Source organism: Kitasatospora sp. NPDC057500 (genome assembly GCF_042802195.1).
GTDB lineage: Bacteria > Actinomycetota > Actinomycetes > Streptomycetales > Streptomycetaceae > Kitasatospora.
Genome location: NZ_JBHVER010000118.1, coordinates 1 through 24,925 on the forward strand (window position 1 = coordinate 1; position 24,925 = coordinate 24,925).

General features: G+C 74.7%; 19 protein-coding genes. 5 read left to right on the plus strand and 14 right to left on the minus strand.

The genetic code is table 11. The features are described from left to right. The first annotated feature begins 368 nt into the window (after window positions 1-368). Entirely contained in the window at window positions 369-1,448 is a 1,080-nt protein-coding gene (locus ACFU74_RS23400) for a DUF2690 domain-containing protein (protein ID WP_380759825.1), read from the plus strand. A 25-nt stretch (window positions 1,449-1,473) separates the two neighbouring features. Here ACFU74_RS23400 and ACFU74_RS23405 read toward each other — a convergent pair whose 3' ends face one another. The 5 genes from ACFU74_RS23405 to ACFU74_RS23425 form a co-directional block, all read right to left on the minus strand. Further along, window positions 1,474-2,619 carry an RNA polymerase sigma factor gene (locus ACFU74_RS23405; RefSeq protein WP_380759827.1) on the minus strand — a complete coding sequence of 382 codons (1,146 nt, stop codon included), beginning with the start codon at window positions 2,617-2,619 and terminating at the stop codon, window positions 1,474-1,476. A 110-nt stretch (window positions 2,620-2,729) separates the two neighbouring features. Beyond that, the gene (gene dnaG / locus ACFU74_RS23410; RefSeq protein WP_380759829.1) at window positions 2,730-4,637 is read right to left on the minus strand and encodes a DNA primase; all 1,908 of its coding nucleotides are present in this window, start codon (window positions 4,635-4,637) and stop codon (window positions 2,730-2,732) included. A 69-nt stretch (window positions 4,638-4,706) separates the two neighbouring features. Further along, entirely contained in the window at window positions 4,707-6,023 is a 1,317-nt protein-coding gene (locus tag ACFU74_RS23415; protein WP_380759831.1) for a deoxyguanosinetriphosphate triphosphohydrolase, read from the minus strand. A gap of 199 nt (window positions 6,024-6,222) precedes the next feature. Further along, on the minus strand, window positions 6,223-7,269 hold the full coding sequence (locus ACFU74_RS23420) for an SGNH/GDSL hydrolase family protein (RefSeq protein ID WP_380759833.1): 1,047 nt from the start codon (window positions 7,267-7,269) through the stop codon (window positions 6,223-6,225). Between the two features lie 147 nt (window positions 7,270-7,416). Beyond that, window positions 7,417-8,361 (minus strand): PAC2 family protein, encoded by a 945-nt coding sequence (locus tag ACFU74_RS23425; RefSeq protein WP_380759835.1) that lies wholly within the window; start codon window positions 8,359-8,361, stop codon window positions 7,417-7,419. 710 nt (window positions 8,362-9,071) lie between these two features. On the opposite strand from ACFU74_RS23425, the gene ACFU74_RS23430 reads away from it, so the two are divergent. Next, window positions 9,072-9,803, plus strand: coding sequence for a GNAT family N-acetyltransferase (locus tag ACFU74_RS23430; RefSeq protein WP_380759837.1), 732 nt, complete (start codon window positions 9,072-9,074; stop codon window positions 9,801-9,803). 3 nt (window positions 9,804-9,806) lie between these two features. Here the strand turns inward: ACFU74_RS23430 and ACFU74_RS23435 are convergent, their stop codons facing one another. Continuing rightward, window positions 9,807-11,051, minus strand: a complete 1,245-nt coding sequence (locus tag ACFU74_RS23435; protein ID WP_380759840.1) for an ADP-ribosylglycohydrolase family protein — start codon at window positions 11,049-11,051, stop codon at window positions 9,807-9,809. A gap of 111 nt (window positions 11,052-11,162) precedes the next feature. On the opposite strand from ACFU74_RS23435, the gene ACFU74_RS23440 reads away from it, so the two are divergent. Continuing rightward, window positions 11,163-12,164 (plus strand): hypothetical protein, encoded by a 1,002-nt coding sequence (locus tag ACFU74_RS23440; protein ID WP_380759842.1) that lies wholly within the window; start codon window positions 11,163-11,165, stop codon window positions 12,162-12,164. A gap of 24 nt (window positions 12,165-12,188) precedes the next feature. Here the strand turns inward: ACFU74_RS23440 and ACFU74_RS23445 are convergent, their stop codons facing one another. The 7 genes from ACFU74_RS23445 to ACFU74_RS23475 form a co-directional block, all read right to left on the minus strand. Next, a complete protein-coding gene (locus ACFU74_RS23445) occupies window positions 12,189-13,100 on the minus strand; it encodes a hypothetical protein (RefSeq protein WP_380759844.1) in 912 nt (303 codons plus the stop codon). A gap of 85 nt (window positions 13,101-13,185) precedes the next feature. Further along, window positions 13,186-13,743, minus strand: a complete 558-nt coding sequence (locus ACFU74_RS23450; RefSeq protein ID WP_380759846.1) for a ribonuclease domain-containing protein — start codon at window positions 13,741-13,743, stop codon at window positions 13,186-13,188. A gap of 255 nt (window positions 13,744-13,998) precedes the next feature. After that, on the minus strand, window positions 13,999-16,707 hold the full coding sequence (ppdK, locus tag ACFU74_RS23455) for a pyruvate, phosphate dikinase (protein WP_380759848.1): 2,709 nt from the start codon (window positions 16,705-16,707) through the stop codon (window positions 13,999-14,001). A 564-nt stretch (window positions 16,708-17,271) separates the two neighbouring features. After that, window positions 17,272-18,378, minus strand: a complete 1,107-nt coding sequence (gene dusB, locus ACFU74_RS23460) for a tRNA dihydrouridine synthase DusB (protein ID WP_380759862.1) — start codon at window positions 18,376-18,378, stop codon at window positions 17,272-17,274. A 243-nt stretch (window positions 18,379-18,621) separates the two neighbouring features. After that, window positions 18,622-19,506: a hypothetical protein gene (locus ACFU74_RS23465; protein ID WP_380759850.1), complete on the minus strand. Its 885-nt coding sequence runs from the start codon at window positions 19,504-19,506 to the stop codon at window positions 18,622-18,624. Then, on the minus strand, window positions 19,503-20,147 hold the full coding sequence (locus ACFU74_RS23470) for a response regulator (protein WP_380759852.1): 645 nt from the start codon (window positions 20,145-20,147) through the stop codon (window positions 19,503-19,505). The genes ACFU74_RS23465 and ACFU74_RS23470 overlap by 4 nt, the downstream gene beginning before the upstream one ends. Continuing rightward, window positions 20,135-21,361, minus strand: a complete 1,227-nt coding sequence (locus tag ACFU74_RS23475) for a histidine kinase (RefSeq protein WP_380759854.1) — start codon at window positions 21,359-21,361, stop codon at window positions 20,135-20,137. Before ACFU74_RS23475 ends, ACFU74_RS23470 begins: the two co-directional genes overlap by 13 nt. A 134-nt stretch (window positions 21,362-21,495) precedes the next feature. Here ACFU74_RS23475 and ACFU74_RS23480 point away from each other — a divergent pair, with 134 nt between their 5' ends. Then, window positions 21,496-22,152: a hypothetical protein gene (locus ACFU74_RS23480; RefSeq protein ID WP_380759856.1), complete on the plus strand. Its 657-nt coding sequence runs from the start codon at window positions 21,496-21,498 to the stop codon at window positions 22,150-22,152. 395 nt (window positions 22,153-22,547) lie between these two features. Here the strand turns inward: ACFU74_RS23480 and ACFU74_RS23485 are convergent, their stop codons facing one another. Then, window positions 22,548-23,459 carry a helix-turn-helix transcriptional regulator gene (locus tag ACFU74_RS23485; RefSeq protein ID WP_380759858.1) on the minus strand — a complete coding sequence of 304 codons (912 nt, stop codon included), beginning with the start codon at window positions 23,457-23,459 and terminating at the stop codon, window positions 22,548-22,550. Window positions 23,460-23,559: 100 nt separating this feature from the next. Here ACFU74_RS23485 and ACFU74_RS23490 point away from each other — a divergent pair. Beyond that, window positions 23,560-24,925, plus strand: a 1,366-nt coding sequence (locus tag ACFU74_RS23490) for an MFS transporter (protein ID WP_380759860.1), incomplete at its 3' end; no start/stop codon positions are given.

The window sequence follows — 24,925 nt, forward strand, 5'->3', positions numbered from 1 at the left end:
GTGCGACCCGTCCCCGCCGCGCGTCCCTGCGGTCCGGGGCAGCCTCCCCCCGTGGAGGCTGCCACGCACCGGTGGGGCCGGGGCACGGCAGGCGCCGGGCCGTCAGGAACCGTCCCCGGACGAAGGACCGGGGCGGCGAACCGCTCCGGCCGGAAGAACAATGCCCGACGGCCATATGAATGTTCGAGCGTCTCCCGGTGTTGTGAGACACTTCCGTCCGTCTCAGCGCCAGGACCTGGGTTTTGGGACGCCGGGCCGCCGAGACTTGAGACGCGAAGACGCCCTCCGGGCCCGGAGCAGTGCCCCGCCGGGTACCGCCTGTTCCAGCACCGCCGCCCCGCCCGCCTCGTATGTTTGGAAGAGACCGCATGGGTTCCGCCTGGAAGCAGTTGCCGGACGACCTCTCCGTCCCCGCCAAGCTCCTGACGGAGGAACTGCGCGCCGTCAAGGACGCGACCGGGCTCTCGCTCTCCGAGCTGGCCGCCCGGACCCACTACAGCCGGGCCTCCTGGGAGCGCTGGCTGAACGGCAAGCGGATCATCACCGAGCAGGCGCTGGACGCGCTGATCGGGGCCGTGGAGTGCGACGGCCCGGCGCTGCGGGCGCTGTGGGAGCGGACCGCGGCCGCGGGGGCGGCGGCGGGCGATGCGGCCGCGGACGGCGAGCCGATCGCCGACGGGGATGCGGAGGCGGCTGCGGAGGCCGTGCCGGACCCGGTGCCCGACGCCGCGCCGGACCCGGAGGCGGCCCCGGAGCCGGCTCCTGAGCCGGGCGCCCGCGACGTGCGGCGCCGCCGCCCGGCGGCGCTGGTCGCCGCCTCGGTGGCGGTGGCCCTGCTGCTGGCGCTCCTCGGGGCGCGGCTGCTCTCCTCCTCCGACGGCCAGGACGGCGCCGCGCCGACCGCCGCCACCGTGCCGGCCTCCGCCCCGGCGAGCGGCGCCGCCCAGGCGTCCCCCTCGGTCGCGGTGCCCGCCAACCCCGCCCCGTCGGTCCCGGCCTGCCAGGCCCTCGGCTGCGCGCACAAGGACCCCAAGGCCACCGGCTGCGGCGGGGACGCCCGGACCCTGCTGACCACCAACATCGGCAAGGTCGTCGTCTACCTCCGGTACAGCCTGAAGTGCCAGGCGGCCTGGGCCGCGATCACCGAGGGCCAGCCCGGCGACCAGGCGACCATCAGCACCAGCGCCGGCGAGACCGAGACGGCGCTGATCCACTGGGGGTACGACAACTACTCGTGGATGGTGAACGCGGCTGACCCGGCGGTCACCCTCCAAGTCTGCGGGCAGCGCAAGGACCCGGAGGGCGCCGCCTGCACGGCCTCGGTCTCCGACCTGGCCCGGACGGTCGCCTCGACCCCGATCCCGCCCGGCCCGGCCTCCCCGCCGGCGGCGGCCACCACCGACCCGGCCCAGCCCGCGCCCTCGGACCCGCCGAGCCAAACGAGCTAGCCAGTCGTCGGCCGAGTCGGCCGGGTCAGTCGAGGTAGCCCCGGAGCTGGGCGGCGAAGGCGTGGTCGCGCAGCTTGACCAGGGTCTTCGACTCGATCTGCCGGATCCGCTCCCGGGTGACCCCGAAGAGCACCCCGATCTCCTCCAGGGTGCGCGCCCGCCCGTCGTCCAGGCCGTAGCGGAGCTGCACCACCTGGCGCTCCCGCTCGCCCAGGGTGGCCAGCACCGCCTCCAGGTGCTGACGCAGCAACAGGAAGGCCGCGGACTCGGCGGGTGACGCGGCGTCGGCGTCCTCGATGAGGTCGCCGAGCGCGACGTCGTCCTCCTCGCCGACCGGGGTGTGCAGCGAGATCGGCTCCTGGGCGAGCCGGAGCAGTTCGCGCACCCGCTCCTCGGTGAGGTCCAGGACGGCCGCGATGTCCGCCGCGACCGGCTCGCTCCCGCGCTCCTGGAGCAGCGAGCGCTGCACCCGCACCACCCGGTTGATCAGCTCGACCACGTGCACCGGCACCCGGATGGTGCGGGCCTGGTCGGCCAGCGCGCGGCTCATCGCCTGGCGGATCCACCAGGTCGCGTAGGTGGAGAACTTGTAGCCGCGGGCGTAGTCGAACTTCTCCACGGCCCGGATCAGGCCGACGTTGCCCTCCTGGATCAGGTCGAGCAGGGTCAGCCCGCGCCCGACGAAGCGCTTGGCGACGGAGACCACCAGCCGCAGATTGGCCTCGATCAGCCTGCGCTTGGCCAGCCGGCCGACCGTGACCAGGGTGTCCAGTTCGGCGGCCAGCCCGGCGCCGGGCAGCGGTTCGCGGTTCAACCGCTCCTCGGCGAACAGGCCGGCCTCGATCCGGCGGGCCAGTTCGACCTCATCGGCGGCGGTGAGCAGCCGGATCCGGCCGATCTCGCGGAGGTACTGGCGGAGCAGGTCGGCCGCCGGGCCGCCGGGCTCGGCACCGGGCCGCTCCGGGGCCTCCTCGGCCTCCTCGGCGGCGTCCCGGGCGGTGTCCTCCCCGGCGTCGGGGTGCCCGGCCGGCAGGCCCTGGGCGGGCACCCGGGCACCGTCCGGCGGCGGTGCCCCCGCCCGGCCGTGGTCCTCGGGCGGGGCGGACGGGTCGGCGGCGGGCTGGGCGGTGACGGGCTGGGCGGTCGCGGCGAGGCCTCGGTCCACGGGCATCCCCTCGGGGCGGGCGCGACTCTGGCGGACCCGCGCTGAACGGAGGTAGGACGTCCTCCAGTGTGCGGCACGCCACACTCCGTGGCCGAGACTCGTGCGCGGACTTTCTTCTACAGGGCGGCGGCGCCCTGGCTGCGCAATGCCTGCCCGTACTGCTGGAGCTGCCACAGCTCGGTCTGCACCGCGTGCAGTTCCTCGGGCGCGGCCCGGTTGCCGAGCCGCTGGAGGTGGGCGCGGACCTCGTCGACCCGCCGGTCCACGGCCAGCGTCCGCAGCCTGACCAGGAACTCCCCCGCGTAGACGGCGTCAACCTTGCGGCGCGAGCGCACCGGCTCCACGGTCAGCTCGGTGACCAGCGAGCGCACCCGGTCGTCCGGGCAGACCTCGCGCACCACGGCGGTGAAGTCGGCCAGGGTGGCCCCGTACGCGGCGCCGCCGGCCTGGCCGATCGCGCGGCGCACGGCGGTGTACGGCGGGGTCGGGAACTCGTCCTCGGCGTAGTTGTCGAAGGCCGGGGCGACCAGGTCCGGGTGCTGGAGGGCCAGCTTGAGCAGCTCGCGCTCGACGAACTGCGCCGGGTCGCGCGGGTTGAGCACGAAGACGGGCCGGGCCGGGCGGGCCGGCTGCGCCTGCTCGGGGCGGTGCTGCCGGCCGTTGGCACGCGGGTTCTGCTGGCGCTCGCGGTCCCAGCGGGCCAGCTGGGAGACCCGGCGGACCACGAACGGCTCGTCCAGGATGCCGAGCATGCCGGCCAGCCGGACGGCGTACTCGTGCTGGATCGAGCGGTCCTTGATCTTGGCGACGATCGGCGCCGCCTCCTCCAGCGCCGCCGAGCGGCCCTCCGGGGTGTCCACCCGGTGCTTGGCGACCGCCGAGTTCAGCGCGAACTCGAAGAGCGGCACGGGGTTGTCGATCAGCTCGCGGACCGCGTCGTCGCCCTTGGCCAGCCGCAGCTCGCACGGGTCCATGCCGCCGGGGCTGACCGCGATGGAGGTCTTGGCGGCGAACTTCTGGTCGTCCTCGAAGGCGCGCAGCGCGGCCTTCTGGCCGGCCGCGTCGCCGTCGAAGGTGAAGACGGTCTCGCCGCGGTACTGGGAGGTGTCCATCAGCAGCCGGCGGATGATCTTGATGTGGTCCTCGGCGAAGGCGGTGCCGCAGGTGGCCACCGCGGTGGTGACCCCGGCCAGGTGGCAGGCCATCACATCGGTGTAGCCCTCGACCACCACCGCCCGGCCCGACTTGGCGATCTCCTTCTTCGCCAGGTCGATGCCGTAGAGCACGTGCGACTTCTTGTAGATCGGCGTCTCGGGGGTGTTGAGGTACTTCGGCCCGTTGTCGTCCTCGCGCAGCCGCCGGGCGCCGAAGCCGATCACCTCGCCGGCGATGTCGCGGATCGGCCAGACCAGCCGGCCCCGGAACCGGTCGATCAGACCGCCTCGCTGGCCCTGCGAGGCCAGGCCGCCGAGCAGGATCTCCTTGTCCGTGAACCCCTTGCCGCGCAGGTAGCGGACCAGGTGCTCCCAGCCGGCCGGGGCGTAGCCGACGCCGAAGGTCTTCGCGGCCTCCTCGTCGAAACCGCGCTCGGCCAGGAAGCGGCGGCCGATCTCGGCCTCGGGCGAGCCGAGCTGCTCCTGGTACCAGGCGGCGGCCACCTTGTGCGCCTCGACCAGCCGGGTGCGCTCGCCCTGCTGGTGGCGGGGGCTGTAGCCGCCCTCCTCGTAGCGCAGGGTGATGCCGGCCTGGGCGGCCATCCGCTCGACGGCCTCGGCGAAGGTGAAGTGCTCGATCTTCATCAGGAAGGCGATGGTGTCGCCGTTCTCCTGGCAGCCGAAGCAGTGGAAGACGCCCTTGGAGGGGTTGACGTAGAAGGAGGCGGACTTCTCGTCGTGGAAGGGACAGACGCCCTTGTACTCGCCGCCGCCACCGTTGGTCAGCTGTACGTAGTCGCCGACCACCGCGTCGATCGGCAGTGCGCTCCGCACCGCCTGTACGTCTTCGTCCCTGATCCGCCCGGCCACCCCGGAAGTCTACTGGGGCGGACGGGCCGGACGGCGGGGGCGACCGGCCCGGGTCAGCCGCGGGCCGGGTCAGCCGCGGTCCGGGCCGACCAGCCGGGCGTGCAGGGCCAGCGCGGAGGCGTCGGTGAGGGTGGCGATCTGGTCGATCACCGTGCGCAGGGCGGCCCGGTCGTCCTCCGCCTCCCGGTACATCGCGGCGAACACCGGGTCGAGCACCTCGGGAGCGCGCCGGCCGAGGGCCTCGGCCAGCTCGGCGATCACGATCCGCTGCCGGGCCCGCAGCTGGGCCTGCTCGTCGCGCTGCATCACGTACCGGACGGCGACCGCCTTGAGCACCGCGCACTCCAGCCGGACCTCGCGCGGCACCACCAGCTCGGCCGTGTACCGGGTGAGCCGGCCGGGGCCGTAGCGGGCCCGGGTGGCCTGCTCGGCGGCCAGGCAGAACCGGCCGATCAGCTGGCTGGTGAGGTCCTTGAGCCCGGCGCGGGCGCGGGCGGTGCCGTCGTAGGACTCGGGCCACCACTCCTGGGCGAGCAGCCGGTCCAGGGCGGCGGCGAGCTCCTCGGGGCCGGCGTCCGGGGCGTAGCGCTCGGCGACCTTGAACAGCTCGGCCCGCTCACTCGGGGCGCGCAGCGCGGCCGGGTCGATATGGCCGGCCTGGAGGCCGTCCTCGACGTCGTGGGTGGAGTAGGCGACGTCGTCGGACCAGTCCATGACGGTGGCCTCGAAGCACCTGCGCCCGGCCGGGGAGCCGGCCCGGAGCCAGCGGAAGACCGGCAGGTCGTCGGCGTAGACGCCGTACTTGGGCGAGGCCGGGTCGGCGGGGTGGGCGCCGTGCGTCCACGGGTACTTGGTGGCGGCGTCCAGGGCGGCGCGGGTCAAGTTGAGGCCGACGCTGCGGCCGGGCCAGGGGGCCAGCCGGGCGGGCGTCTCGTCCTGCGGGGCGAAGCGCTTGGGCTCCAGCCGGGTCAGGATGCGCAGCGACTGGGCGTTGCCCTCGAAGCCGCCGCAGGCCTCGGCGGCCTGGTCGAGCGCCTCCTCGCCGGTGTGGCCGAACGGCGGGTGGCCGATGTCGTGGGCCAGGCAGGCGGTCTCGACGAGGTCCGGGTCGCAGCCGAGGGCGGCGCCCAGCTCGCGGCCGACCTGGGCGCACTCCAGCGAGTGGGTCAGCCGGGTGCGCGGGAAGTCGCTGCGCATCGGGGCGACCACCTGGGTGGTGCCGGCCAGTCGGCGCAGGGCGGCGGAGTGGAGCACGCGGGCGCGGTCGCGCTGGAACCCCGTGCGGCCGGGGCGCTTGTCCGGTTCGGGCACCCAGCGGGCCTCGGCGGCGCGGTCGTACGGGGTCGGGGTCGGGGCGTCGGTGAGGCGGTGCGCGGTGTCGTCCATATGACCCTCACGGTACGCCGGGGCTGTGACACCGGAAGTGTGCCGCGCGCGACGGCGCGTGAGCCGGGGCGTGAACCCTTGGCCCCGCGCGCCGTGCCTCCGGACACGCCCCCGTCCCCGCCCGTCCCCGCCCGTCCCCGCCCGTCCCCGCCCGTCCCCGCCCGTCGTCAGCCCGCCTCGGCCCCGTCCCCGCCCCGTCTCAGCCCCGGACCGCCCTGAGAACGGCCTCGGCGGCGCCCTGCTGGCCCTTGGCGTTCGGGTGGATCGCCGCCAGGCCGTGCGCCGGGAACGGCGGCTCCACCCAGCGGGCGTCCTCCCCCGCGCACATGTCGTGGCCGGCCGAGGGCGCCGCGAGGTCCACGAAGACGGCCCCGGCCGCCTCCGCCCGCCGCTTGAGCATGGCGTTGAGCTGCTGCTCCTTCTCCACCAGGAAGCCCAGGTCCCCGCCGGCCACCGTCGAGCCCAGCACCGGGACGCAGCTCGCCGGGTCGGCGGGCAGCAGCGAGGGGTAGCCGACCACGTAGACCCGGGCCTGCGGGGCGCGGCGCCTGATCTCCTTCAGCTGCTGCCCGAGCCGCTCGCCCGCGGCGTCCACCTTCTGCTGCACCTGGTCGCCGCCGCCCGCCGCGGCGTAGGAGTCGCGGCACGGCGCGGCGGCGCGGTCCGAACCGACCAGACCCTTGAACGCGTCCACCAGGTTCTCCTTGGCGCACTGGCCGACCACGTCCATGAACCCGGCGTCGTTGCCGCCGATGCCGACGGTCACCAGGCGGGTGGCCGGGCTGAGCGCGTCCAGCTGCGGCGGGTTGCTGCCGCCCTCGGTGCTCTGCGCGCCGGTCAGGTCGACGGTGCGGGCGCCGCTGCAGCTGACGTCGCGGAACCGCTCCCCGGACAGGCCGAGCGCCTCGGCCACCAGCGACGGGTAGTTGACCGCCGATCGGGAGCAGCCCTTGGGCTCCGAGGCCTGCTGCGGACTGATCCGCAGGCCGGAGGTGTAGGAGTCGCCGAGCGCCACGTACGGCCCGACCGGGGTGGGGGTGGGCGTCGGGGTCGCGGTGGCCGCGGCGGCGGCCCGCGGCTTCGAAGAGCCGTCCGCGGCTGCCGCGGCCAGGCTCTCGGCGCCGGTGGAGCCCGAGCAGCCGGCGACCAGCACGGCGGCGAGGCCCGCGCCCACCGCCCCGGTGAGCGCGGCGGTCGGACGCGCGGACAGCGGGCGCACGGACTTCGGGCGTACGGACAGTGGCACGGGATCCCCCCGGGTAGGAGCCGTTGGCGTTCTTCCTACGACGGCCCGTCCCCCGGGCACCGCCCATGCCAACGGGCGGGCGCGCCCGATCGCTCCCGGCCGGGGGCACCGGTTTTTCCCCCGGTCGGCGCGCGCCCGCCGTTCCCGCTACTCCGGGCCGCGCTCGTGCTCGGCCAGGAACTGCTCGAAGCGCCGGCCCAGCTCGTCCGCCGACGGCAGGTCCACCGGCTCGGCCAGCAGGCTCTCCCGGTCCTCGGCGCCGGCCACCGCGTCGTACTGGCCCTCCATGCCGCGGATCGCCGAGCGCAACTCGCCGTCCCCCTGTGCCAGCTGCTCCTCGATGTCGGCGTACACCACGTCGACCCGCTCGCGCAGCAGGGTGCCGGGCAGCACCAGCCCGGTCGCGGACTGCACCGCCTCCAGGATCATCACCGCTGCCGCCGGGTACGCCGAGCGCGCCACGTAGTGCGGCACGTGCGCGGCGAAGCCCAGCACGTCGTGCCCGGCCTCGGCGAGCCGGAACTCCAGCAGGGCCTGGGCGCTGCCCGGCACCTGGGCCTGCTCGAACCACTGCGGGTAGCCGGCCGCGAGGTCCAGCCGGTTGCCGTGCGGCGTCAGGCCGACCGGGCGGGTGTGCGGCACGCCCATCGGGATGCCGTGGAAGTCGAGGCTCAGCCGGACGCCGAAGCGCTCGACCAGCTCCCGGACGGCGGCGATGAAGCGCTCCCACTCGACGTCCGGCTCGGGGCCGGTGAGCAGCAGGAACGGCGAGCCGGCCGTGTCGTGGACCAGCTGGAGCAGGATCTCCGGCGGCTCGTAGGACGACCAGTGCTCGCGGTCGAAGACCATCGCGGGGCGGCGGGCCCGGTAGTCCACCAGGCGGTCGTGGTCGAAGCGGGCCACCACCTGCGGGTCGCCCGTCTCCAGCAGGTGGGCGACCACCTGGGCGCCCGCCTCGCCGGCGTCCATGAAGCCCTCGAAGTGGTGGAGCAGCACCAGGCCGGCACCGGTGTCCGCCAGCGCGGCCCTCGCCGCGGCCACGGCGGCCACACCCTGCTGGTCCAGCTCGTACAGCGCCTGGGGATCACGCACCGCTCACCCACACCCCGTTTCTCTTCCTCGTCGCGGTTCGCCGCATCCGCTCTCCCCCGCGCGTCGGCGCGCGCGAGGGCTCGTGCCCGGCTCTCCTCGTCCAGCGCGCGGGGCACCGTCGGAATTCCCGGCCGGCCGCTCCCGTTTCGCCCGGGGGCGCTCGCGGCGCGCCCCGGCGGGCCGGCCGGACCATGATCGCACCCGCCTGGAAAGCCCCTGGTCAGAGGGGGGCGAACGGCCGCCGGGGGCCGTCCGGGCGCTGTCGCGGGGGCCATTCGTGTGCCGCGAAGTGACGCACCGCCTTCTGACGGGTATCGTCCTCTCGCTGCCTCGCATCGTCGCGTCGTCGTCACGTCGTCCGTAACGCCGTCGACCACGTCCCGGACCGGTGTTCGGCCAGCCACCCACGACGCATCTTGCCTTCACCTGGCCGCCTGCTTCCCTTCGCGCACTCGTTTCCTCCTCGGCCATCTCGCGGACGCACACTGTCCCCTCGCTCATCCCGCCGGACCGGTCCGTGGACCCGTGTCCGTTCCGGCACCGCGCTGCCCGTCTCCGGGCCGTCGCTCCCCGCCCCGCCCGACCGGACCTCCGGCGTGCACGGGCACCGGTGGGCGCACTCCGGGACGGGGCGGAAACAGTCATCGCTCGCCCGCGCCGCACCCCGGCATGGGCCAGCGCCACCCGACCGATGAAGGACCGAAGGTTCCGTGCCCGTACCTGTCATCCTCACCGGCCGCACCGTGCGGCTGGAGCCCCTCGCCGCGCACCACGCCGAGGCCATCGCCGAGGCCGGCGCCGAGGACCGTACGACCTACGCCTTCACCCCCGTCCCGCACGGCCTGGAAGCGGCCCGGGAGTACATCGCCCGCGCGCTGGCCGACCAGGCCGCGGGCCGGTCGCTCCCGTTCGCCACGGTGAACCAGGCCGACGGCCGGGTGGTGGGTTCCACCCGGTTCCTGGAACTCGACTACTGGCAGGGGCCGCTGGTCTGGCCGCCGGTGCCGGGCGTGCCGTTCGGCGACCCGGACACCGCCGTCCCGGACGCCGCCGAGATCGGCAACACGTGGCTGTCGCCGCGCGCCCAGGGCACCGGCATCAACACCGAGGCCAAGCTGCTGATGCTCCGGCACGCCTTCGAGGCGTGGGGCGTGCAGCGGATCTCGCTGCGCGCCGACGCCCGCAACCTGCGCTCGCGCACCGCCATCGAGCGGCTCGGCGCGACCTCCGAGGGCGTCCGCCGGGCGCACTCGCGCGGGCTGGACGGGGTGGTGCGGTCGACCGCGTTCTACTCGATCCTGGACGACGAGTGGCCGGCCGTCCGGGACATCATCGAACTGCGGATCGCCGCCGCCACCTCGCCGAGCGCCCCGGATCCGGCGATCAACCAGGAGTGCCTTAGACACGGCGGCGGCGGCGCCGGGCACCTGATCACGGCCTGACCGTCAGGACCGGCGCGGTTCCCCGGTGACGGCGCCCCCCGGCAGCAGGTCGGACAGCCGGGCGCCGTCCCCGGGCGCGTGGCGCGGGCAGGTCTCGACGAGGGCGGACACCGGGCGCCACCCCGCGCGGCCCGGGACGACGGCCAGCTCCCAGACGGGGCGGCCGTCGGCACGGCAGATCCGCAGGACGCCCTCCCGGGTGCGCACGGACCAGCGGCGGTCCGTCAGCGCGCCGGTCCGCAGCGCCTGCCACTGCGCGTCCGTCCACACCACGTCCGGCACCGGGTGCGGGCGCGGCTCCAGCAGCTCCGCGCCGCCCCGGCCGCCCGCGACGCTGTCCGGCTCGGTGAACGCCCAGGCGGGCAGCGGCTCGCGGGCCGCCAGCCAGGCGGGCGGGATGCCGGCCGTCCCGGTGCGGGCGGCGACCACCCCGCCGGTGATCGCGGCGACGGTGTCGGCGTCCCCGCCGGCGGACACCGCCGCCCAGACCGCCGCCGGGTAGTCGGTGAGCCGGCGGGCCGCGCACCACAGCGCGTAGGGGACGGTGTCGGCGGCGCTGGTCCAGCTGCCGTTGCCGAGGATCCGGGCCGCGACCGCGACGTCCGACTCGGCGAGCAGGGCGACCGCCTCGGTCAGACCGTCGCGCACCGCCCCGGGCGGAGTGAGGTCCCGCACCGACTCCAGGAAGCCCTCGGGCGTCATGGCATCGGTGCGGGCCCGGACCGCGAACGCCGCGGCCACCGCGACGGCTATCGCGCCGTCCACGCCCTGCGGGTGGGTGTGCGTGATTGTCGCGGTGTCGGCGGCCGGCCCGGCCACCGCGCCCGGGTCCTCCGCGTACGCCGCCCCGAGTGGGGCCACCCGCATCGCGGCGCCGTTGCCGTACGAGCCCCGGCCGTCGAACAGCCCGGCGGCCAGCGCCTTCGCGTCGCCGCCCTCCCGGATCAGCCGCAGCAGGCGGTTGGCGGACGGGCCGTAGCCGCGGTCGAAGTCGTGCCGGCGGGCGAAGGCGTGGGTGAGGTCGAACACGTCGATCCCGCCGCGCTCGGTGTGCGCGGCGTACACCGAGCAGGCCATCTCGGTGTCGTCGGTCCACGGCCAGGGCGCGTCTTGTGAACCGGGCGGGGTGGTGCGGGCGGTCAGGTGGGTGCGGGCGGTGGCAGGGACGAAGAACTGGGCGCCGAGGGCGTCGCCGACGGAGAGGCCGTTGAGCGCGTCGAGCGCCGGGCCGGTGTGAGGAGTCGTCATCGCGGGAAAGCCCACTCCTCCCGCCGCCCCCGCGTCAACCTCATTTGACCGGGCACTCCCCCGGCGGGCGATGTTCCGCATACCGCCGATCCGGGCGGGAACCACCCGGGCATGACCAGCGCCAGCTCCCTCGTCGACCCGCTGCTGCTGCTCGGCGCCGACCAGCAGCACATCGCCACCCGCGCCCAGCTGCGCGGGCTCGGCGTGCCGTCCGGCACCATCGCGCACCGGCTGCGACCCGGCGGGCCGTGGCAGCGGGTGCTGCCCCGGGTGATCTGCCTGCAGACCGGGCGGCTGACGGCGCACCAGCGGCTGCGGGCCGCCGTCGCCTACGCGGGGCCCAAGGGGCTGACCGCGCCGCTCGGCGGGCAGGTGCTGCTCACCGGGGTGGCGGTGCTGGCCGACGCCGGGCTCCCCTCGGCCGGGCACCCGGCCGACCTCACCGAGGTGGACGTGCTGATCCCCGCCCGGCGCAAGGTCGCCGACCGGGGGTTCGTACGGATCCACCGGTCGAACGGGCCGATGCCCGGCGGCTTCGAACGCGACGACGGCCTCTGGAGCACCTCGGTCGCCCGGGCGTTGGCCGACCTCGCGCCCCGGGAGAGCGGACGGCAGCGGTTCCGCGCGCTGTGCGCCGAGGCCGTCCAGCGCCGCCACTGCGAACTCGGCGAGCTGCTGGACCAGCTGCTCGCCCGGCCGGACGTGCGGGAGCTGCCCCGGCTGGCCGGGGTGGTGGAGGAGCTGACGGCCGGGGTGCGCTCGGTGGTCGAGGGCGAGGCGCGGGACGCGGTGCGCGGCGCCGGGCTGCCCGAGCCGCTCTGGAACCCGGTGCTCTTCCTGGACGGGCGGTTCCTGGCCGTGCCGGACGCCTACTGGCCGCAGGCCTGCGTCGCCCTGGAGATCGACTCCCGGGCCTGGCACCTGCGCCCGGCCGACCACGAACGGAGCCTGACCCGCGCCAACCGGCTGACCTCCGCCGGCCTGCCGGTCGTCCGCACCACCCCCGTCCAGCTGCGCCGCGACCCCGGACCCGTCCTCCAGGAGTTGGCCGTCCTCCTCGCGGGCGGCCCGCACGGCCCGCACGCCCGGATCAGCTGGCGCCGGGCCCGCTGACCGGTGCGCCGCCGCAGCCCGTCCTCAGCCCCCGCCGAGCAGCTTCCTGGCCGCCGCGACGCGCTGCACCGAGACCTCCCTGACCGCGTTCAGGGCGGCCTCGTTCCCGCCGATGAGCTGCTGCTGGTAGGCGGTCTGGACGGCGTACCAGGTACCGAGCAGCCCCACCCGGGACTTGCAGTCCATGTCGGCCACCGCTGTGGCCCGCTCCCGGTCCGAGACCGGGTCCGGCCAGTTCTCCGAACTCGGCTGGGCCGGACCGGAGTAGTGGTAGCCGAGCCCCTCCATGCAGGAACGCCAGGCGGCCAGCGCGGCCTTCACCCGGCTGTCGACGGCGGTCCGGTCGTAGGCCTTCGCCCGGAGTTCGCCGATCAGGTCGCCGGAGTTGCTCCCGACCCCCTCGGCCTGGAACCACCGCTCGATCTCGCCCGAGCACCCCCGGTCGGTCCCGGGGGTCGCGGGGCCCACCCGCCCGCTCCGCGGGCCGTTCAGCGCCTGCTGGTAGGCGTCGCTCCGCTCCACCCCGCCGGCCGCCGTGGTGCCGCTCCTGGAACCCGACCAGCGTGGCCGGTGGTAGCCGGTCTCCCGGGCGGCGGCGGCCGAGAGCAGCCCGAGGTGGTCCGAGTCGAAGGGGGTCAGCGGCGCGCGCACGGAGGGATCGCCCGGGTCGTAGTCGAATCCCTTGGCCTGCATGCACGTCCGGGTCGCCTGGCCCATCGCCCGGAAGATGACGACGGACTCCTCGGTGCCGATCGAGTAGCCGTCCAGCGGCAGCGCGACCCGGGCGCCGTCCAGCGGCTCCGCCACCACCGGCCCGATCGCCGGTTCGGGCCCGATGTCCTCGTCGCGCCCGCCCCCGGCGTCGGTGCCGCACCCCGCCAGCAGACCCGTGAGGGCCACCGCCGCGACCGCCCCGTGCACCCTGCGTAATCCCATACCGCCGCTCCCGTGAACGCCCCCGCCCTGGATGCCTCACGGTAGACCCCGCCGCCGGGACGGCTGCCCGCACCCCCTTCGGCGCTCAGCAGCGGGCGTCGATCTCCTGGAAGGTGCCGTAGTGGTCGGCGGTCCAGTACTGCTCGCCGGAGTCGCCGGTGACCACGCGGCGGGCGCCGCGGTCGGCGGAGCCGGGGGTGACGACGGTGAACTCGTGGTAGTAGCCGGAGGCCTTGCGCGGGAGGCGGTTCTCCCGGTTCTCGAAGACGATGCCGTCGGAGCGGTAGGGGTACGGGCCGCCCTCGGCGATCAGGCCGAGGGTGTCGAGGGCCTGGCCGGGCAGCCTGGTGCGGCAGACGTCGGGCATCGCCGGGTCGGTCGGCACCCAGGTGGCGGCGGCGGTCGCCGCGGGCGGGGTGGCCGGGGCGGACGGCTTGGGCGCGCTGGGCTTGGGGGCCGACGGGGCGGCGGAGGCCGAGGGGGTCCCGGACGCGGCCGCCGGGCCGGTGGAGCTCGCGGCGGCCTTGGGCGTGCTGCCGCCGGTGCCGTCGCCGCTGCCGTCGGACGCGACGTAGCCGACTGCCGCCGCGATCACGGAGAGCAGCACGGCGAGGACGGTCCACAGGCGGTTCTTGCTGGTCATGGGCTCCAGCTTGGCAGTCGGCGGCGCCGGGCGCGGTCAGCCACACACGTGGCCGCGGCCACATCCGCGGCCGCGCCGCGCCCGGACGCGGATGTGCGAGCGGCCGGGGCGGGTACGGACGCCGTTGTCCGTTCCCGCCCCGGCCGCGTTGCGTACGCCGGTTCTCCTGCGCCGAGCTCCGGTGTACGCCCCTCCCCGATGGAGGGAACCCGGTCAGCGGTTCGTGCCGCGCCGGGGGCTCGGGGTCCCCGTCGATCAGCGCGAGTCGCTGCCCGTGGACTCGATGGCGGCGCGGCCGGCCTCAAGGCGCGCCACCGGGATCCGGAAGGGGGAGCAGGAGACGTAGTCCAGCCCCACCTCGTGGAAGAAGTGGACGGAGTCCGGGTCGCCGCCGTGCTCGCCGCAGACGCCGAGCTTGAGGTCGGGGCGGGTGGCCCGGCCGGCCTCGACGGCGTGCCGGACGAGCGAGCCGACGCCGTCGCGGTCGATGGTCTCGAACGGCGAGACCCCGAAGATGCCCTTCTCCAGGTAGGCGGTGAAGAAGGAGGCCTCGACGTCGTCGCGGGAGAAGCCCCAGACCGTCTGGGTGAGGTCGTTGGTGCCGAAGGAGAAGAACTCGGCGGCCTCGGCGATCTGGCCGGCCGTCACGGCGGCGCGCGGCAGCTCGATCATGGTGCCCAGCTTGATGTCCAGCTGGACGCCGGTGGACCGGGCGACCTCGGCGAGCACCCGCTCGCACTCGTCGCGGACCAGTTCCAGCTCCTGGACGGTGCCGACCAGCGGGATCATCACCTCGGGGCGCGGGTCCCCGCCGGCCAGCCTGCGCTCGGCGGCGGCCTCGGCGATGGCGCGCACCTGCATGCCGAACAGGCCGGGGATGACCAGGCCGAGGCGCACTCCGCGCAGGCCGAGCATCGGGTTCTGCTCGTGCAGCTTGTGCACCGCCTGGAGCAGGCGCAGGTCGTTCTCGTTCGGGTCCTTGCGGGCCTCGGCGAGGGCGACGCGCACCGACAGCTCGGTGATGTCCGGCAGGAACTCGTGCAGCGGCGGGTCGAGCAGGCGGACCGTGACGGGCAGGCCGTCCAGCGCCTGGAAGAGCTCGACGAAGTCGCCCTTCTGCATCGGCAGCAGGGTGGAGAGCGCCTGCTCGCGGTCCTTGTCGTTGTCCGCGAGGATCAGGTGCTCGACCTCCTTGCGGCGCTCCTCGCCGAGGAACATGTGCTCGGTGCGGCACAGGCCGATGCCCTGGGCGCCGTAGCGGCGGGCGCGCGAGCCGTCCTCGGCGTTGTCGGCGTTGGCGCGCACGGCGAGCCGGCGGCGGCCGTCGGCGTGCGACATCAGCCGGTGCACGGCCTGGACCAGGCCGCCCTGGACGTCGGCGCCGGCGTGCAGGGTGCCCTCGAAGTACTCGACCACCGGGGACGGCAGCACGGGTACCTCGCCGAGGTAGACCTTGCCGGTCGCACCGTCGATCGAGACGATGTCGCCCTCTTCGAGGACCAGGCCGTCGGCGGTGGTCATCCGGCGGCGCTTGGTGTCGACCTCCAGCTCCTCGGCGCCGCAGACACAGGTCTTGCCCATGCCGCGGGCGACCACGGCGGCGTGCGAGGTCTTGCCGCCGCGCGAGGTGAGGATGCCCTCGGCGGCGATCATGCCGTCCAGGTCGTCCGGGTTGGTCTCGCGGCGGACCAGGATGACCTTCTCGCCGGAGCGCGACCACTTCACCGCGGTGTAGGAGTCGAAGACGATCTTGCCGATCGCGGCGCCGGGCGAGGCGGCGAGGCCCCAGGCGATCTGCTTGGACTCGGCGTTCGGGGCGAAGCGCGGGAACATCAGCTGGGAGAGCTGGCCGCCGGTGACCCGCATCAGGGCCTCGTCCAGGTCGATCAGGCCCTGGTCGACCAGCTGGACGGCGATCCGGAAGGCGGCCGCGGCGGTGCGCTTGCCGACCCGGGTCTGGAGCATCCAGAGCTTGCCGCGCTCGATGGTGAACTCGATGTCGCAGAGGTCGCGGTAGTGGTTCTCGAGCGTCTGCATGATCGCCATCAGCTCGTCGTACGACTTCTTGTCGAGCTTCTCCAGCTCGGACAGCGGCAGCGTGTTGCGGATGCCGGCGACGACGTCCTCGCCCTGGGCGTTGGACAGGTAGTCGCCGTAGACGCCCTGGGTGCCGGTGGAGGGGTCACGGGTGAAGGCGACACCGGTGCCGGAGTCCTCGCCGAGGTTGCCGAAGACCATGGTGCAGACGTTGACCGCGGTGCCCAGGTCGTTCGGGATGCGCTCCTGGCGGCGGTAGAGCCGGGCGCGGTCGCCGTTCCAGGAGTGGAAGACGGCGTGGATGGCGAGGTCCATCTGCTCGCGCGGCTCCTGCGGGAAGGCCCGGCCGGTCTCGCGCTCGACGATGCCCTTGAACACCTCGACCAGCCGCTTCAGGTCCTCGGCGTCCAGGTCGAGGTCGTTGGCGGTGCCCTTGGCGTGCTTGGCCTCGTCCAGGGCCTCCTCGAACAGCTCGCCGTCGACGCCCAGCACGGTCTTGCCGAACATCTGGACCAGGCGGCGGTAGGAGTCCCAGGCGAAGCGCTCGTTGCCGGACTGCGCGGCCAGGCCGGCCACCGAGGCGTCGGAGAGGCCGATGTTCAGGACGGTGTCCATCATGCCGGGCATGGAGAACTTGGCGCCCGAACGCACCGAGACGAGCAGCGGGTCGTCGGCCTGGCCGAGCTTCTTGCCCATCTCCTGCTCAAGGGCGTCCAGGTGGGCGCTGATCTCCTCGTGCAGCGAGGTGGGCTCGCTACCGGTCTCCAGGAAGACCTTGCAGGCCTCGGTGGTGATGGTGAACCCCGGAGGGACCGGAAGGCCCAGGTTGGTCATCTCGGCCAGGTTCGCGCCCTTACCGCCAAGAAGATCCTTGAGGTCCTTGTTTCCTTCAGTGAAGGAGTAAACAAACTTCTGCTGGGACGCCACGGGTCGGTCTCCTCGCACACGGTTGCCCTGACGCCGGAGAACATACCCATTTCGAAGGCGCTTCCGCGCCGCCAATAGGGCGTACGTCGTCAGGATCGGCAAGTAACCCGCTAGATCGAATGCACTGAATGGCGTTCACCTCTGGTGGTGAAATCGTCCGGCTGACGCTAGCGAGTGTTCAAGTCTTGAAGGCGGCGAAACCGGAAGATCACGCAACCGGAACGCTCGGTAGCCACCGGCGCCCCGGCCTGACGGACCGGCTTGATTTCCTGCACCCTCAGTGGCCGATCCGCCGCCGGCCCCCTTCGGGAAGCGATCCGCCCCCGACTTGTTCATTTCGTCCTGTCGGTCACCTCCGACCGCCAGGGTATGTGGCCAGCGTCACGGCCGCATCTCACCGCCTGGACGTAGGAGCACTGCGCCCATCGTCGCACTGCGTCCAGAAACGAGTCCTTTCCGTGACAGTCGACTGCCGAAAAGGAGCCCTCTTGGCCAGATCGGCTAAGAGGGCTGGGCCGCGGTGGCAGTCGGCCCTCAGGGGCCATTTTTGCCACTGCGGATACATCAACCGCCAGAGGTGTCCGATTCGGCATCCTCACCCGGCCGGGCGCAGTCATACGGATCGTCCAACCAGCCTTCCGGCAGAACGACCCGGTTGTTGCCGCTGGTCCGTCCGCGCGGCCCGTCGGCGCCGGCCGGCCAGGCCTGGGACTGCTCCACCAGGGCGAGGGTTTCGGCCAGTTCGGCCAGCGAGGAGGAGTTGGCCAGCTTCACCCGCAGCTCCGAGCCCACCGAGAAGCCCTTGGTGTACCAGGCGACGTGCTTGCGGAAGTCGATCACGCCGCGGGCCTCGTCGCCGAGCCACTCGCCGAGCAGCTGCGCGTGCCGGACCATCGCCCGCGCCACGTCGGCGAAGGTCGGGCGGGCGTGGTCCACCTCGCCCTCGAAGACCGCCACCAGGTCCTTGAAGAGCCACGGGCGGCCCAGGCAGCCGCGGCCGACCACCACGCCGTCGCAGCCGGTCTCGCGCATCATCCGCACCGCGTCCTCCGCCGACCAGATGTCCCCGTTGCCGAGCACCGGGATCCCCGCCGGGACGGACTCGCGCAGCCGGGCGATCGCCGACCAGTCGGCGGTGCCCCCGTAGTGCTGGGCGGCGGTGCGGCCGTGCAGGGCGATCGCGGAGACGCCCTCCTCGGCACCGATCCGGCCCGCGTCCAGGTAGGTGAGGTGGTCGTCGTCGATGCCCTTGCGCATCTTCATGGTGACCGGCAGGTCGCCGGCGTTGGCCACCGCCTCGCGCAGGATCTCGCGCAGCAGGTTGCGCTTGTACGGCAGCGCCGAGCCGCCGCCCTTGCGGGTCACCTTGGGGACGGGGCAGCCGAAGTTGAGGTCGATGTGGTCGGCGAGGCCCTCGTCGGCGATCATCCGGGCGGCCTTGCCGACGGTCACCGGGTCCACGCCGTAGAGCTGGATCGAGCGCGGCTTCTCGCTCGGATCGAACCTGATGAGCTGCATCGTCTTGGCGTTGCGCTCCACCAGGGCCCGAGTGGTGATCATCTCGGAGACGTAGAGGCCCTTGCCGCCGCTCTGCTCGCGGCACAGGGTGCGGAACGGCGCGTTGGTGATGCCGGCCATCGGCGCCAGGACGACGGGCGGCCAGACCTGCATCGGGCCGATCGACAGCGGCGCGAACTCGGCGCCGGCGGCCGGGGCGGCGGCGGCGGTCCTGGTGGCGGTCGCGGTGGTGTCGCCGTCGGCGGGGCCGGCCGCCGTCGCGGTGGCGGTGGCCGTCGCGGTGCTCGGCTCGGTGGGTTCGGGCGGGACTGTCATGCGCGGCTGACCTCGGGGACGGCGGGTGGGGGACTCTTCATTGTCCCCCACCCGGCCGAGCCGCCCGGGGCCCTCGGGCGGTCACCCGGCGGTGGGGGCGTCCTTGGCGAAGACCGACACCGAGCCGGAGCTGACCGAGACCCTGATCTTGTTCGGACTGGAGCGGTCGGCCAGCGTCGGGTCGATGCTGCCGCGGGCCAGCGGGGACGCCCCGCCGTCGAAGTCGTAGCGGGACCCCCGGGGCAGGCCCAGCGCCACCGAGCCCGAGGTCACCCCGATGTCCACGGCCCGCGGGGCTGCGGCGAAGCCCAGCTCCACCGAGCCCGAGGTCGCGGCGGCGTTCACGGCCGGGGAGCCGAGGCGGCTGCCCCGGACGGAGCCCGAGGTGGTGCGCACGGTCACCGGGCCGGACACGTCGGACAGGACGACGGCCCCCGAGGTGGAGAGCAGATCGATCTCCCCGGCCACCCCGGAGACGTCGATGCTCCCGTTGGAGAGCCTGCCGGTCACCGCGACCCCGGAGGGCACGTCCAGCTCGATCTCCGCGCCACAGCCGAGTTCGGTGGCCGGCAGCACCTGGTTGCAGCGCATCCGGACGTCGAGCCGGTCCTGGTCGAAGAGCGCCGAGACGACCGGCATCCGGACCATCCAGTTCAGGTACTGGCGGACCACCACCTCGCCCTCCCGCCCCGGCCTGATCCGTACGGTGGCGCTGCCGGTGTCCAGCCTGACCCTGGTCACCGCGACCGGGTAGGACGACTCCGAGCGCGTGCGTTGGTGCACCGCGATCGCCCAGGTCTGCACGGCGCCGACGACCAGTGTCACGGCGAGCACCAGCGTGCCGAGCACCCGCCAGGCCCGGTGGCCTCGGCGGGCGTCCGCCGAGGCCCGCTCTCCCGGTGTCCGCTCCCCCGCGCCGGACGCCGTCCCGCCCGCGGTCGTCCCGCCCCCCGTCGTCATCGTCATTCCACTCCCAGGAAGCGCAGCACCGCCAACACCCGCCGGTGGCTCTCGTCGGCGGGCGGCAGGTCGAGCTTGGCGAAGATCGAGTTGATGTGCTTGGCCACCGCGCTGTCGCTCACCACCAGGGCGGCGGCGATCGCGGCGTTGGACCGGCCCTCCGCCATCAGCGCGAGCACGTCCCGCTCGCGCGGGGTCAGCCGCTCCAGCGGATCGCGGTGGCGGCGGACCAGCAGTTGGGCGACCACCTCCGGGTCCAGCGCGGTGCCGCCCTCGGCGACCCGCTGCAGGGCGTCCACGAAGTCGTCGACGTTGGCCACCCGCTGCTTGAGCAGGTAGCCGACCCCGCTGGTGTTGCTGGTCAGCAGGTCCGCGGCGTAGCGCTCCTCCACGTGCTGGGAGAGCAGCAGCACCGCCACCTCCGGCCACTGCCGGCGGATCACCAGCGCCGCCCGCACCCCCTCGTCGGTGAAGCCGGGCGGCATCCGGACGTCCGCCACCACCACCTGCGGGCGGTGCTCCTGCACCGCGGTGAGCAGTTCCTCGGCGTCCCCGACGGCGGCGGCCACCTCGTAGCCCACCGCCTCCAGGACCTTGACCAGGCCGACCCTGAGCAGGACCGAGTCCTCGGCGATCACAGCACGCACGGCAACTCCACGGTGATGGTGGTCGGGCCCCCGACGGGGCTGAGCACGGACAGGGACCCGTCGACCGAGGCGGCGCGCCGGCGCAGACCGGTCAGGCCGGAACCGCGCGAGGCGTCCGCCCCGCCCACGCCGTCGTCGCTGACGACCAGGCGCAGCCGGCCGCCGGCCGTGCGCACCGAGACGTCCGCCCGGGAGGCCCGGGCGTGCTTGGCGACGTTGGTCAGCGCCTCGGAGACGGTGAAGTAGGCGACCGCCTCGACGGTCGGCGCTGTCCGCTCGGCCAGCTCGACGTCCAGCCGGACCGGCAGCGGGGCGCGGGCCGCGATGCCGGAGAGCGCCGCGTCGAGGCCGCGGTCCTCCAGCACCGCCGGGTGCAGGCCGCGGACCAGGTCGCGCAGCTCGTCGATGGCCGCCTGGGCCTCCTCGTGCGCCTCGACGATCACCTGCATCGCCTCGGGCGGGACGTCCTTGAGGGTGCGGCGGGCCAGGCCGAGGTTCATGGCGAGCGAGGTGAGCCGCTGCTGGGCGCCGTCGTGCAGGTCGCGCTCGATCCGGCGGCGCTCGGCGTCGACCGCGTCCACCAGGCCGGCCCGGCTCTCGACCACCTCCTCGATCCGGTGCTCCAGCTCGGCGGTGCGGCCCGGACCGAGCATCCGCACCGCGACCGCCCGGTCCAGCCGGGCCAGCAGGCGGACCGCCGTGGGCAGCACCGCGAGCAGCAGCAGGCCGCCGGCGGTGAGCGGGATGTCCGTCCTGAGCCACTGGTCGCGGACCGGCGAGGTGGGCGGCATCAGCCAGGTCCAGCCGAAGACCGTCGAGGCCACCAGGCCCGCGCCCCAGCCGTAGACGAGGGCCAGCGCGCCGGCCGCGACCAGCGGGCCGGCCACCAGGTGGTACCCGACCTGGCGCCAGCTGACCGTGGTGCGCAGCGAGGTGAGCAGGCCGGCGGGCGTGCGGGCGGAGCGCAGCAGCGGCGGGACCTCCACCCCGCGCAGCGCGCGCAGCCGGCCGCGCTGGGCGGCGGTGAGCGGGCGGATGGACAGCAGGGTCGCGCCCAGGAGGAGCAGCGTCGCCTTCGGGACGAGGGCGATCAGCCAGACGGGCAGGGCGAGCGGGATACCGGCGGCGAGGAAACGGGTGTCCCGCCAGGCCGCCGCCCAGGTGAGCCGGACGGCGCTCCTGGCGGGCGCGCTGGGCGGCGTCGTGGAGAGCACGGCGGACAGCCTAGAACGAGGTGATCAAGCGTCACCATGAAGGGGGCTGCCGAGAAATGGTGAAGCTAGGTACACCCCCGATTCGGATAGGTGCACTACCGACAACGCGGCTCGTGACGGCGAGCCTTGACGGCATGACGAGTACCGCATCGCACTCCGCCGTCCCGCCGCAGGGGCGTCCGGTCCACCGCACCGCCCGGGACGCTCCCGCCGCCCCGGCTGCTCCGGACGCTCCGGCTGCCCCGGCTGCTCCGGACGACGCTGCCGCTGCCGCTGCCGCCGTGCGCGCCGCGGCCGAGGGGCGGCTGCCGGTCGGGCCCGGCGCGCCCTGCCGCCCGGTCGGGCCGTGGTCGGTGCGCGGCGCGCCGGCCGGTCGCGGGCGGCGGGCGGCCCTGGAGGTCTACGAGTACGGCGAGTTGGTGGACGTGCTGGTCGCCGCCCGGCTCGGCCGCGGCCTGCTGCGCGGCGCCCGGGCCTGGTCCGGTACGGGCGCGGGCGGGCGCCGCCGCCCTCGGCAGGGGCTCGCCTGGGGGCGGCTGCCGCAAGGCGGCGCCGTTCCGGCCGTCGGGTTCACCGGCGGGCGGCCGCTCCGGCTGCCGGGGCGGCCCGCGCCGGTGGTAGCGGCGGGCGAAGTGGTCGCCGTCGCCGGGGAGTTCTGGCTCGCGTGGGCCGAGGGCGTCTTCGACGGCGTGCTCGTCGAGGCGGCCGGCGGGGCCGGGGCCGAGCGGGCCCCGCTGACCCGGGTCCGCGCCGCCCCCGCCGGCGCCGAGGGGTCCGGGGGTGTCCGATGAGCGCCGCCGTGCCGCCCGTTCGGCCCGCTCCCCGGGTCCGGGACGGCCGCCCGCCGGTCGTCCCGCCCGCCTCGCGGGTGCCCGGGTTCGCCGCCTTCGCCCTGCTGCCCTGGGTGGCGGTGCTCGCGGCCACCGGCGAGACGGCGTGGGCCGCGCTCGACCTGTGCGAGTTCGCCGCCCTGCTCCGGCTGGACGCCGTGCTGCGCCACCGCCGCCCGGCCGCCGTCGCGCCCGCCGCCGTGGTCGCCCTGCTGCTCGCGGGCGACGCCCTGATCGACATCGCCACCGCCGGCCCGGGCGCCGAGACGCTCACCGCGCTGGTGATGGCGGGCTGCCTGGAACTCCCGCTCGCCGCGCTCTGCCTGGTGCTCGGGTCGGCCCGCGCCGGACTGCCGTCAGCGGGCCGGCACCGCCACGGCCGGCGCCGGAACACCGGCCGCCGACGGCAGCCGGGTGGGCAGCCGGGTCAGCAGCGCGGCGCTCTCCTCGTCCTTCGGGGTGTAGACGACCATCCGCGGGCCCTGGGAGGGGCCCAGCCAGAAGCTCGTGTACTCGAAGCGCAGCAAGCCGGCCTCCGGCAGGAGGAAGCGCTTCAACCCGTTCCCCGGCCGCAGCACATCGTGCCGCTGCCAGGCCGCGTCGAACGCCGGGGAGGCCTTGCGCAGCCGGGAGAGCAGCGCCCGCCAGGCGGGCTCGCCCCCGTGCTCGCCCATCCCGGAGCGGAACCGGGCCACCATGACCTCGCGCTCGTCCTCGTGGTCCACCAGCACGTCACGGAAGCGCGAGGGGGTGAACGCCAGCCACATCAGATTGCGGTCCTCGGGCGGCAGCGCCTCCAGATCGCCGACGATCCCGGTGTACTGCGCGTTGTACGCCAGCACGTCGTAGCGGGAGTTGATCACCGCGGCCGGGTAGGGCGCCATCCGGTCCAGCGCCAGCCGGACACCCGGTGTGACGGTCGGGCACTCCCGCACCGGCGTCGGGTCCTCCGCCCCCGCCAGCGCGAACAGGTGGGCCCGCTCGCTCGGATCGAGCAGCAGGGCACGCGCCACCGCGTCCAGCACCTGGACGGACACCTGGATCTCGCGCCCCTGCTCCAACCACGTGTACCAGGTGACCCCGACGGCGGCGAGCTGCGCCACCTCCTCGCGGCGCAGCCCGGGCGTGCGCCGCCGGCCGGTCATCGGCAGCCCCACCTGCTCGGGGGTGATCCGCTCCCGGCGGCTGCGGAGGAACGCCGCCAGCTGCTGCCGCCGCGGATCGGCGGACGCTTTCCCGGTGCTTGCCGTGACGGTGGTCAGACTCATTCCACCAGGATGCGCCACTCGTCATCCTGTTTCCAGGTACTTCTTATACCCGGATAAACACACTCTGGTACCAGGGTGCGACGCGGCGGATCGTAGGACCGTGACCCAGCAACTGACCGCCACCAAGCCCCTCGCCCCCGCTTCGCCGGCCTCCCTCTCCACCCCTCCCCCCGGTCCTTCCCTCGGTCCTTCCCTCGGCACCGCCGGACTGGTCACCGTCCTGCTCGGGGCGTTCCTCCCGATGCTCGACTTCTTCATCGTCAACGTCGCGCTGCCGACCATCGACCAGGACCTCGCCGCAGGCCCCGCCGTGCTGGAACTGGTCGCCGCCGGCTACGGCATCGCCTTTGCCGTCCTGCTGGTCCTCGGCGGACGGCTCGGCGACATCTTCGGCCGGCGCCGCCTCTTCGTCGCCGGAGCCGCGGCCTTCGCCGTGACCTCGCTCGCCTGCGGGCTCGCCCCCGACGCCTGGTCCCTGGTCGCCGCCCGGGCCGCCCAGGGCGCGTCGGCCGCACTGCTGATCCCGCAGGTGCTCGGCACCATCACCGCCGCCACCCACGGCGCCCGGCGCGGTCGCGCGCTCTCCGTCTACGGCGCGGTCGGCGGCATCTCGGTGGTCATCGGGCAGGTGCTCGGCGGCATGCTGGTCGCCGCCGACCTGTTCGGCAGCGGCTGGCGCTCGGTCTTCCTGCTGAACGTCCCGTTCGCCCTACTGGCCCTCGTGCTCGCGCTGCGCTTCGTCCCGGAGAGCCGCGCCGAACAGGCCGCCGAGGTCGACATCGCCGGCACCGTCCTGCTCACCGCCGCCCTGCTCGCCCTCCTCGTCCCGCTGATGGAGGGCCGCGCCGCCGGCTGGCCGCTCTGGTCCTGGGTACTGCTGGCGCTGTTCCCCCTGTTCGCCACCGCCTTCGCCCTGGTCGAACGCCGGGCCGAGCGCCGCGGCAAGACCCCGCTGGTGCCGCCCACCCTGCTGCGCATCCCCGAGATGCGGCGCGGCCTCGGCATCGCCCTGCCCTACTTCGGCGGCTTCGGCGGCTTCATGTTCGTCATCGCGGTCGCCCTCCAGCAGGGCCTGCACCTCGGCCCGGTCGCCGCCGGCTGGGCGCTGGTCCCGATGGCCGTCGGCTACTTCACCGCCTCCCTCTCCGGTCCGCGCCTCATCGGCCGCTTCGGCAGCCGGGTGCTCACCGCCGGCGCCGCCGTCCAGGCCGCCGGCCTGGCGACCCTGGCCGTCACCGTGCTCGCCGGCCCGGACGGCTTCTCCCCGCTGCGGATGGCCCCCGGCGTCGCCCTGGCCGGCATCGGCCAGGGCCTGATCGGCACCCCGCTGTTCCGGGTGGTGCTCTCCAAGGTCCCCGCCGCCCGGGCGGGCGTCGGCAGCGGCGTGCTCGCCACCGGCCAGCAGGCCAGCCTCGCCCTGGGCGTCGCCACCCTGGGCTCCCTCTACCTGTCCCTCTCACCCACCC